At 54.7% G+C, this 7,669-nt stretch carries 7 protein-coding genes; 5 read left to right on the forward strand and 2 right to left on the reverse strand.

The genetic code is table 11. From position 1 onward, the window contains the following. Positions 1 to 5 precede the first annotated feature (5 nt). Positions 6 to 887 (reverse strand): putative metalloprotease CJM1_0395 family protein, encoded by an 882-nt coding sequence (locus AC5Q5A_RS11460; RefSeq protein ID WP_493895345.1) that lies wholly within the window; start codon positions 885 to 887, stop codon positions 6 to 8. A 120-nt stretch (positions 888 to 1,007) separates the two neighbouring features. On the opposite strand from AC5Q5A_RS11460, the gene AC5Q5A_RS11465 reads away from it, so the two are divergent. Then, positions 1,008 to 1,874, forward strand: coding sequence for a DUF547 domain-containing protein (locus AC5Q5A_RS11465; protein ID WP_493895346.1), 867 nt, complete (start codon positions 1,008 to 1,010; stop codon positions 1,872 to 1,874). 24 nt (positions 1,875 to 1,898) lie between these two features. Here the strand turns inward: AC5Q5A_RS11465 and AC5Q5A_RS11470 are convergent, their stop codons facing one another. Further along, the gene (locus AC5Q5A_RS11470; RefSeq protein ID WP_336232905.1) at positions 1,899 to 2,117 is read right to left on the reverse strand and encodes a hypothetical protein; all 219 of its coding nucleotides are present in this window, start codon (positions 2,115 to 2,117) and stop codon (positions 1,899 to 1,901) included. Positions 2,118 to 2,425: 308 nt separating this feature from the next. Between AC5Q5A_RS11470 and AC5Q5A_RS11475 the strand changes: the two genes are divergently transcribed. The 4 genes from AC5Q5A_RS11475 to AC5Q5A_RS11490 all read left to right on the forward strand — a co-directional run bounded on the left by AC5Q5A_RS11475 (position 2,426) and on the right by AC5Q5A_RS11490 (position 7,516). Next, complete coding sequence (locus AC5Q5A_RS11475; RefSeq protein WP_493895347.1) at positions 2,426 to 3,397, forward strand: DMT family transporter; 972 nt, start codon at positions 2,426 to 2,428, stop codon at positions 3,395 to 3,397. Between the two features lie 203 nt (positions 3,398 to 3,600). Then, positions 3,601 to 6,411 carry a DNA gyrase subunit A gene (gene gyrA, locus AC5Q5A_RS11480; protein ID WP_493895348.1) on the forward strand — a complete coding sequence of 937 codons (2,811 nt, stop codon included), beginning with the start codon at positions 3,601 to 3,603 and terminating at the stop codon, positions 6,409 to 6,411. A gap of 11 nt (positions 6,412 to 6,422) precedes the next feature. Next, the gene (coaD, locus tag AC5Q5A_RS11485; protein ID WP_008890703.1) at positions 6,423 to 6,950 is read left to right on the forward strand and encodes a pantetheine-phosphate adenylyltransferase; all 528 of its coding nucleotides are present in this window, start codon (positions 6,423 to 6,425) and stop codon (positions 6,948 to 6,950) included. Positions 6,951 to 7,012: 62 nt separating this feature from the next. Beyond that, positions 7,013 to 7,516, forward strand: a complete 504-nt coding sequence (locus AC5Q5A_RS11490; RefSeq protein ID WP_063088087.1) for a peptidylprolyl isomerase — start codon at positions 7,013 to 7,015, stop codon at positions 7,514 to 7,516. The last annotated feature ends 153 nt before the right edge of the window (positions 7,517 to 7,669 follow it).

Below are 7,669 nucleotides of genomic sequence, written 5' to 3' on the forward strand. Positions count from 1 at the left end.
GGGTGCTAACCGCTGAGATCCACTTTGCCCGGCGCAGCATTGAGGCCAAGGGCCATGCGATAGCTTTCTGCCGCCGCACTGGCCTGTGAGGCGATCATTGCCGAGATGTTCTTTGATGCCCCCTTGGCGACATTGAAATCAGCCGCCGAACTTCCGGGCACCGATGCCGCACGCGAAATGGCGGCCTGATTGGCGATAGCGGCTACACCATCAAGGCCCTGAATGGGCCGGATGCTGACTTTGCCGCCTGTGGCATAAAGCCGCCCGTCGGGGCCTGCGGTATAGCTATAGCTGATCATGCCGGCATTGGCCCCGGCGAGGGTTTGGTGGCTTTCTTCCTCTGTCCGGACAATCGCATCGCGTGCGCTTAGTTCACGCACAATTTCACGTTCCGACGCGGTCAGAAGGGCCGGGTTTGAGGTGGGTTGTCGCGCATTTTCCGGCGTGGCTTCGCGTTCTTCCTGCTGACGCTGTGTCGGGCTTTGGGTATTCGCATCGTCTGGTGCAGCACCATGAATGTCGCGCGGATCAAGCTGCTGGATGATGGTCACCACCGAGGCCGCACTGTTGACCGGTGCGGTTTGCGCAGGCGTAGGCGAAGGTGGCGGTGCCGGTTGGCGGTCGCCTGTGCTGGAGGATTGCGACGGGTTTGCTTGATCTGTCCGTCCCGAAGGTCCGTTTGTCGGGGCTTGTGTGGCGGCGATGGTGCTCGACAGCGGGACAAGCGCAACGGCGGCCGGCAATGTTTGCGGCGCAGACGCAGCTGTTCCGCCCGACCCGTTGGTCGGCGGTTGGCTCCCGGAGCCGAGCAGGGCGCGTGTGGCAATAATCTGACCAAGTTGCCCGCCACTGCCGGGGATAACCTGTATTGCACCTGCCTGTATCATAGGGATCAGTATAACCCAACTTGGGGTTAAATGTATATAAGCCGATCAAGGGGATGACCGGGCGATATGATAGTGATCACGCCGGTTTTGCCCGCAGCGGTTAAGGTGGGATCAAATCTGTTGAAATCTGGTCTGGTGATCATGCGTGCGTTTAGTGTTGCCCTGTCTTTTTTGCTGATTGCTGTCACAGTTGTTGTACCGGTGCGCCCCGTGCAGGCTGCGCCGGATGCCGATTTATGGCCGGATTGGCAGGCCCATGATCCAAGCAGTACGGTCGAGATTGACCATGGCGATTGGCAGGCGGTGCTGGATCGATATGTCACCCAACATGAACCCGGTGTGACCAGCTTTGATTACGAGGCGGCCAGTCGTGATAGCGGGGCGGGGATGGTCGCGGGCTATGTCGATACCATGACCAAGGTCAACGTCGATGCGCTTAACCGCGATCAACAATTTGCCTATTGGGTGAACCTGTATAATGCGCTGACCGTTAAGGTGGTTCTCGATCATTATCCGGTCGAAAGCATCCGCGATATTGATATTTCGCCGGGATTATTTTCTTCTGGCCCATGGGGCAAGAAACTGATCACAGTCGAGGGCAGGACGCTGAGCCTTGATGATATCGAACACCGCATCCTGCGCCCGATCTGGCGCGATGCGCGCATTCATTATGTGGTCAATTGTGCGTCGATCGGTTGCCCGGCACTGGCACCAGAGGCCTTTGATGCGGACAAACTTGAAGCGCAGCTTGATCAGGCGGCGCGTGATTTCATCAACCATCCGCGCGCGGTGCGCATCAATGCCGATGGCGGGCTTGTGCTTTCAAGCCTGTATGAGTGGTATCGGGATGATTTCGGGAAAAGTGATGCGGAATTCATCGCGCATCTGAGGAAATTCGCCGGGTCGGAGCTGACGGAAACGCTGGGCGATATCACGGAACTTGATATCGCCGACTATGAATATGACTGGGCGCTGAACACCCGATAGCACCGGCCAAGGTGGGCAGGTGCGTTACGCCGCCGTGTTGTGCAGCCCTGGTTTAACCGGATTGGTCGTCGCCCATGCGTCGGCATGTGCGCCATCCACCGGATTTTCCGGCCGATTCTGATTTACCTGCTCGATCGTGTGACGAACATCACTGGCAGAGACGCCATCATAGCGCATTAATGTCTGAACGATCGGGTCGGCAAGCATGTCTTCGACCGTCAATTCCTGATCAACATAACTCATCATCTCATATCCCGATTTTTTTGTTATGCGTAATGTAATGCAATTGCAATTCATTCGCAACAACTATTCTATGTCGATGGTGACTTTTTTTCATTTTTATCTCTGAAACGCTTTGATCTGCCTTAAGTCAGGGCATCTATGCGAGAATTTCGCAAACTGCATTCAGCGGCCTGCAGCGTACTGTTATTGGGGCAAATTCTGTGAAAAGGTATTTCCTTGATTAAAAAGCGTATGGGTCTTAACGCTTGATCTGGTCTGTTCGTGATCGCGATAAGGCCCAATAAGTATGGCAAAAATGGGCTGATAAAATGAAACGTCCGGGAATTCGTGAATACGGCTTGCTGTTGCTGCTGGCACTGATGTGGGGAAGTTCGTTCACCTTCATCAAGATCGGCGTGCATGCCTATTCGCCGCTGGTGGTGGCCTGTGGCCGTCTGTCCTTTGCCGCCCTTGTTCTCTGGTGTTTCGCAGCTATTCGTAAATCCGAACTGCCCAAGGGGCGGGGTGCATGGATTTCGACCTTTATGGTGGCGCTGATTGGCAATGCCATTCCGTTCTTTTTGATCAGTTTTGGCGAAACACAGGTCGATGCCGGATTGGCTGCGATCCTGATGTCGACCGTGCCGCTGACCACAGTTGTTCTGGCGCATTTCTTTACCCATGATGAAAAGCTTTCAACCGGCAAGGTCGTCGGGGTGATTTTGGGAACGATTGGCGTGATTGTGCTGGTCGGGCCGGAAACACTTTCCGGGCTGGGGGGAGAATTCCTGTTCCAGTTGGCCATTCTGGTTGCAGCAATCGGTTATGCGATCTCATCGCTTGTGGCGCGTAATCTGCGTGATCAGCCGCGCATCGGATCGACGGCCGTGATCCTGACATTTGCCGCCTTGATGCTGATGCCCTTTACCCTGATTGTCGATCAGCCCTGGACGATGGACTGGGATTTGGAAGGCGCACTTGCCATCATGTATCTCGGCATGTTTCCGACCGGCATTGCCATGTTCCTGATCCTGCAACTGATCGCGGTGGCCGGGGCCAGCTTCCTTGTGTTTAACAATTATCTGGTGCCAGCAGTTGGTGTGGTGATCAGCTTTATCGTGCTGGGCGAAGTGCCCCAGCCTAATGCATTGATTGCCCTGGCGGTCATTCTGGGCGGGATTGCCGCATCACAGATGCGTTTCGGCCGCAAACCGAAGGATGTTCATCGGCCGGTTTTGAAGTCTGATCCGATGACACCGGTGATGGAAGTTCCCAAAGGCGACAAATCGGGCGGGAAGTGACGGTTTTATATGCCGGAAAATCCGCGAAATTTAGCGAAATTTCGAACTTTATTGCCCAACCTTGCGCGATAGGATTTGTCAATATTGTTTGTGCGGGACAAACCTGATACTTTCCGCCTTTCTGGTCCGGCATGTGCCTTCAAATAGGTGTATGTCACGCCGATTGAATCATTTCTGATCAAGCGTTTAAGAGGTCACGGCCTTTGTCCACCAAAGAGACCAATCCCGAGAACCGCGATATCTTCCCGGTTTCCATCGAACAAGAAATGCGCCGCAGCTACCTCGATTACGCGATGAGCGTGATCGTCAGCCGCGCACTGCCTGACGTCCGAGACGGTTTGAAGCCGGTACATCGTCGTATTCTGTACGCCATGCATGAGAACGGGTTTGAATATAACAAGCCGTTCCGCAAATCGGCCCGTGTGGTCGGGGACGTGATGGGTAAATATCACCCGCACGGCGACAGCGCGATTTACGATGCCATGGTCCGTATGGCGCAGAATTTCTCCATGCGCCTGCAACTGATTGACGGGCAGGGCAACTTCGGGTCCATGGATGGCGACAAGGCCGCCGCCATGCGTTACACCGAGGCCCGCATGGCCAAGGCCGCGCACTTCCTTCTCGATGATATCGACAAGGATACGATTGATTTCCGCGATAACTATGACGAAACCACCAAGGAACCGTCCGTTATCCCGGCCCGTTTCCCCAACATGCTGGTCAATGGTGCCGGTGGTATTGCGGTTGGTATGGCAACCAACATTCCGCCGCATAACCTTGGCGAAGTCATTGATGGCTGCATGGCCTATGTCGATGATCCCAATATTTCCGTCGAAGGTCTGATGGAATTTGTCCATGGTCCGGATTTCCCGACCGGTGGCCTTATTCTTGGCCGTTCGGGCATCCATTCGGCGTTCAAGACCGGCCGTGGTTCTGTCGTCATGCGGGCACGTACCCATGTCGAGGAAATCCGCGCCAACCGCGAAGCCATCATCGTGACTGAAGTTCCCTATCAGGTGAACAAGGCCACCCTGATGGAAAAGATCGCCGAACTGGTCCGCGACAAGAAGCTTGAAGGCATTTCCGATCTGCGTGACGAGTCTGACCGTTCGGGCGTGCGCATGGTGATCGAGCTTAAGCGTGATGCCAATGCCGATGTTGTCCTGAACCAGCTGTTCCGCTTTACAGCGCTTCAGACCTCGTTTGGTGTCAACATGCTGGCACTGAACCGTGGTAAGCCGGAACTGATGAACCTGAAGGACATCATTCAGGCTTTCGTCGAATTCCGCGAAGAAGTCATCACTCGCCGTACCATCCATCTTCTGAAAAAGGCGCGTGATCGTGCCCATGTTGTGGTTGGTCTGGGTATTGCGGTATCGAATATCGACGAAGTCATCAAACTGATCCGTAATGCAGCCGATCCGACTGTTGCGCGTGAACAGCTGATGGAACGTGATTGGGCGGCGGGCGATATCGTTCCGCTGATCGAACTGATTGCCGATCCGAACCAGGTTGGTTCAACTGATGGCATGTATCGCCTGTCCGAAGCACAGGCACGTGCGATCCTTGAGCTGCGTCTGCATCGCCTGACCGGTCTCGAACGTGACAAGATCGCGGGCGAATTGACCGAGTTGGGTGAGAAGATCAAGGACTTCCTTGATATCCTTGCCTCGCGTGAGCGCAAGCTGACCATCCTCAAGGATGAACTGACCGAAATGCGCAATGAATTCGCCGACCCGCGTCGCAGCGAAATTCAGGAAGCAGAATTCGAACATGACATCGAAGACCTGATTGCCCGTGAAGACATGGTCGTGACCGTGTCGCACAGTGGTTATATCCAGCGTGTTCCGCTGTCGACCTATCGCGCACAGCGTCGCGGTGGCAAAGGCCGTTCGGGCATGGCAACCCGCGAGGAAGATTTCGTTTCCAAGCTGTTTGTTGCCAATACCCACACCCCGGTTCTGTTCTTCAGCTCCGAGGGGATGGTCTATAAGATGAAGGTCTGGCGCCTGCCGATGGGGACGCCGCAATCACGCGGCAAGGCGCTTGTGAACCTGTTGCCGCTGTCAGAAGGCGAATATATCACGACGGTCTTGCCGCTTCCCGATGAGGAAGAATGGCCGAACCTGCATGTGATGTTTGCCACCTCGACCGGCAACGTCCGCCGTAACAGCCTTGCCGATTTCGTGAATGTGAAATCAAACGGCAAGATCGCCATGAAGCTTGAAGAAGAACGTGGTGACAAGCTGATTGCGGTTCAGACCTGTACCGATGATGACGACATCCTTCTGACAACCCGTCAGGGCAAGTGCATTCGTTTCCGTGTCGGTGACGTGCGCGTCTTTACCGGCCGTAATTCGGTCGGTGTGCGTGGCATCCGTCTGGCCGATCAGGACGAAGTCATCGCGATGTCGGTTCTGTTTGGCAACCATGTTTCGATGGAAGAGCGCGGTGAATACCTTTCTATCACCGGCAAGTTGCGTCGCGAGGAAATCACGGCCGATAACCTTCCGCTCGAACTGTTGTCCGAAGAACGGTATCAGGAAATTCTCAGTGGCGATCAGATGATCCTGTCGGTCACTGAAAACGGTTATGGCAAACGGACGTCTGCCTATGAATATCGTGTGACCGGCCGTGGTGGTCAGGGCTTTGCCAATATCGAGATGTCGGAACGTAACGGTAATGTCGCTGCGTCCTTCGTGATCGAAGAAGGCGACGAACTGATGATGGTCACCAATGGTGGCAAGGTCATCCGTATGCCGACCCATGACATCCGTATTGCCGGACGTAAGACCCAGGGTGTGACGCTGTTCCGTACTGCCGAAGACGAACAGGTCGTCGCAGTCGAACGTCTGTCAAACCTTGGTGATGAAGATGATGAGATCATCGATGGCGAGGAAGGTGTGGTCGAGGGTGCCGAAGGTGCCGTTGAAACCGCCGACCAGGCCCCGGAGGCATCTGATGAAGATGCGGCTGAGGCACCGGCATCTGATGAAGCGGACCGCGACGAATAACGGGAAGTTCGATGACTGAAACGTCTTCTACCGTATCGCGTATCGGGATTTATCCGGGCACCTTTGATCCGGTAACCCAAGGGCATATGGATATCATTCGTCGTGCGACCCGGATCGTCGATCAACTGATTGTCGGCGTTGCGATCAACGCCGGCAAAGGTCCGATGTTCGGGGTCGATGAACGCTGTGCACTGGTTGAAGGTGCACTCAAGGCTGCGGGCGGTGAAGTTGCCGCCCGTACCTCAGTTAAGCCATTTTCATCGCTTCTGATGCAGTTTGCCCAGGAAAACGGATCCAGCACGATTATCCGTGGTCTTCGGGCGGTATCGGACTTTGAGTATGAATTCCAGATGGCCGGGATGAACGCCCGGCTATCCCCGGAAGTTGAAACCGTCTTTTTGATGGCATCGGACAAACAACAGTTTGTCTCTTCGCGTTTCGTGAAGGAAATCGCCCGTCTGGGCGGGAATGTCACTGAATTTGTGCCGGCAAACGTGCTGAAACGGCTGCACGAAAAGCTGGCAGAAGAAAAGGAATAACGCAGGCCATGCGTCTTTTTCGTCTATTTTCAATTATCGCTCTCGTACTAGGATTTATCACCATGTCCAATGGAAACGACGCAGTCGCTCAGGATCTGGAAAACACGCTTTATCTTGACCTGAAAGATGGCCGCGTTGTGATCCAGCTTCGCCCGGATCTGGCACCGAAACATGTTGCCCGGATCAAGGAACTCACCCGTGAAGGCTTTTACGATGGGCTGAAATTCCATCGTGTGATCGAAGGTTTCATGGCGCAGACCGGTGATCCCAAAGGCAATGGAACCGGCGGTTCCGGTCAGAAACTTGATGCCGAGTTCTCGAATGAACGTCACGTTCGCGGCACCGTTTCCATGGCCCGTTCGGCCAATCCGAACAGTGCGGATTCCCAGTTCTTCATCGTCTTTGCCGATGCACCGCACCTTGATGGTCAGTACACCATCTGGGGCGAAGTGACTGAGGGCATGGAATATGTCGATATGATCAAAAAGGGTGCGCCCTGGGCCAATGGCAGCGTTGCCGACCCGGATCAGATCGTCAAAATGCAGGTTGCTGCCGACGCGCAATAATCGCGATATTCGAACTATTGCAACCGAAAGCCGTCCCTTCATGGGGCGGCTTTCGCGTTTTTGGGGCTGAATGCGCAAAAAGAGCCAAAATATGGAAAACAGGTGTTGACCGATGCCGCCTGTGCCATTAAAACGCGCTTCACCAACCTTGAG

The sequence above is a fragment of the Thalassospira sp. CA1 genome (assembly GCF_059052855.1).